Below are 2233 nucleotides of genomic sequence, written 5' to 3'. Positions count from 1 at the left end.
CTCCACGTCCGCGCCGCGGCCCACCCTCGCTTCACCCGCCTGACCCTGCCCGCCGCCCCCTGGGTCTTCACCGCCGCCGGCATCGCCTACGCGATCATGCCCGCCATCGCCCAGGACCGTCTCGACACCTGGACCACGCTCTACGCCACCGCACCGACCGTGCTCACCCTCGGCGCCGAAGCCGGCGTCCAGAACCTCCTCCCCTGGATCGACCGACGCACCGGCGGCCGCGCCCCGATGTCCACGGCCATGCTCCTGGCCGTCATCGCGGCCCTGGTGGGCCACCCCGCCCCGGCCCTGCTCGTGGCCGTGGTCCTGGGCACGGCCTACGGCATCTGCGTGGTCGCCGGCCTGCTCCACGTCCAGGCCATCGCCGCGCCACGGGAACTCGCGGGGCTCACCGGGGTCTACTACTCCCTGGCCTACACCGGCTTCCTCCTGCCCACACTGCCGGCCGCCCTCCTCCCCCTCTTCCCCTACGCGGCCTCCCTCGGAGCCGTGGCCGTGGTGTGCCTGGCCTGCCTGGTCACCGTCACACGTGGAACGGGACCGGGCGGACGCGGCCACGTCCGCCCCGCCGAACGAGAACCCCCACCCGGCATCGGAACACGACACCGCCCGCCCGGGACGGGCCTGACCGCGCCCCACCGCGCCGAGAGGCGAACCCACCATCCCGGTGTCAGGGCGCGCTGCGCCGACACAACAGATGGGCCTGGGCGAACCCGCGGCGCACGTCCTGGTCGGGCGCCGTGACCAACCGGCCCACCTCCACCACACCCGCGCGACCCAGCGAGCCCAACACATGGTCGATCCCGTACCGGTAGGCCACGACCACCCGATGGTCGAAGGCCTCGACCCGGGCAGCCGGGTCCTCATGACTCTGGAAGGACACCAGCAGGTGCCCACCGGGCGCCAGGGAACGCGCGAACCCGTGCAGAACCGGGTCCAACCGCTCGGGCGGGGTGTGAATGATCGAGTAGGAGGACAGGGCACCGGCCAGGGAACCCTGCGCGACCGCACCGTCCTCCAGCGAGCCCACCGCGAACTCCAGCGGCTCGTGATGGACTCGGGCCCACTCCACCATCCCCACGGAGCCGTCCACGCCACAGACAGCCAACCCGCGCCCGGCCAGGTGGGCCGTGATGTGCCCGGGACCGCACCCGGCGTCCAACACCGGACCACCGCCCGAGGACAGGACCAGATCGGCGAAGGCGTCGACCATCGCCCGGTGCAGGTGATCGGCGGCGAATACCGACGCCGCCAGCGGCGCGTAGGCCTCCACCACCTCGTCGTAGGCGCGCGCCGTGCGCGCGGGATCGGCGCTCATGGGCGGGCCCGGGGCACGTGGACGAAGAGGCTCCCGGAAGATGGGACGTGCCGGGCCCGGCGGCGATCGTCCCCACCGATCCCGCGCGCCGAGGAGCCGTGGCCTGGTTCCGCCGCAGGGACGACGCCGCACAGTGGCGGCCGGTACCGGGCCCGCGCCGTCGGGTGGGCCGGTGGCCACCACGCGGCGGGTCCGCGAGGGCGACGGTACGGGTCAGGGGTCCTGTGGTGGGCCGTGGCTGGGGCGCAACGCACCGCCCACGGGTGGTTGTTCGTGTCGTTCACGCACCCATCCTCGCGCGGTGTCGGCGGGAGGGTCCGGCAGAGCGGGTGCCGGTCGCGCAGGGACGAGGCGAGGCGGGTCACTCCAGATGGGCGGTGGCGGCCACCAACTCGTCGATCCTGGCGGCCAGGGCCATGTCGTGCTCGGTGACCGCTCCCTCGGAGTGGGTGCTCAGGGTCAGGTGCACGGTGGTGTAGCGGATGTCGATGTCGGGGTGGTGGTCGACCTGTTCTGCGGCCTGCGCGACCTCGTTGACCAGCGCGATGGCGCCGAGGAAGTCGGCCAGCCGCACGGTGCGTCGGATGAGGACCGCTTCGGGGTCCCACTCCCAGTCGGTGAGCCGTGTCAGACCCTCGTGGATCTGATCCTCGCTGAGATGGACCATGGGTCCCCCTTGGTTTCGGTGCCGGTGAAGGTGCCAATCCGTGATTGGTCGGTTCCGGCGAGTACCTACCCCATGACGGGCCACCCCTCACGTCCACAGAGACCAAGCCCTTGTGTGGTGGGTGCGGCGGAGCCGCTCCTTATGGCTCTTGGAAGTGTTTGTCGCTTCCGCTCCGCCGCCTTTACGACGTAGATTTATACATGCGTCACACGAACGCCTTCGGCCGAATGGACACACTC

The 2233-nt window shown here is 71.8% G+C and carries 2 protein-coding genes and 1 pseudogene; 1 reads left to right on the top strand and 2 read right to left on the bottom strand.

Going from position 1 to position 2233, the window contains the following annotated elements; all coding sequences use genetic code 11:
• Positions 1-753: pseudogene (locus DSY14_RS27610) on the top strand (hypothetical protein); the annotation flags it as partial.
• Here DSY14_RS27610 and DSY14_RS27605 read toward each other — a convergent pair.
• Together DSY14_RS27605 and DSY14_RS27600 are read right to left on the bottom strand one after the other, a co-directional pair.
• Complete coding sequence (locus tag DSY14_RS27605; protein WP_211719533.1) at positions 680-1327, bottom strand: class I SAM-dependent methyltransferase; 648 nt, start codon at positions 1325-1327, stop codon at positions 680-682. The pseudogene DSY14_RS27610 and the gene DSY14_RS27605 sit on opposite strands and share 74 nt — an antisense overlap.
• Positions 1328-1688: 361 nt before the next feature.
• Positions 1689-1994, bottom strand: coding sequence for a 4a-hydroxytetrahydrobiopterin dehydratase (locus DSY14_RS27600; protein ID WP_211719532.1), 306 nt, complete (start codon positions 1992-1994; stop codon positions 1689-1691).
• Positions 1995-2233 lie beyond the last annotated feature (239 nt).

Source organism: Nocardiopsis sp. MG754419, from assembly GCF_018207095.1.
Lineage (GTDB): Bacteria > Actinomycetota > Actinomycetes > Streptosporangiales > Streptosporangiaceae > Nocardiopsis.
This window is presented reverse-complemented; position numbering and strand designations above follow the sequence as displayed.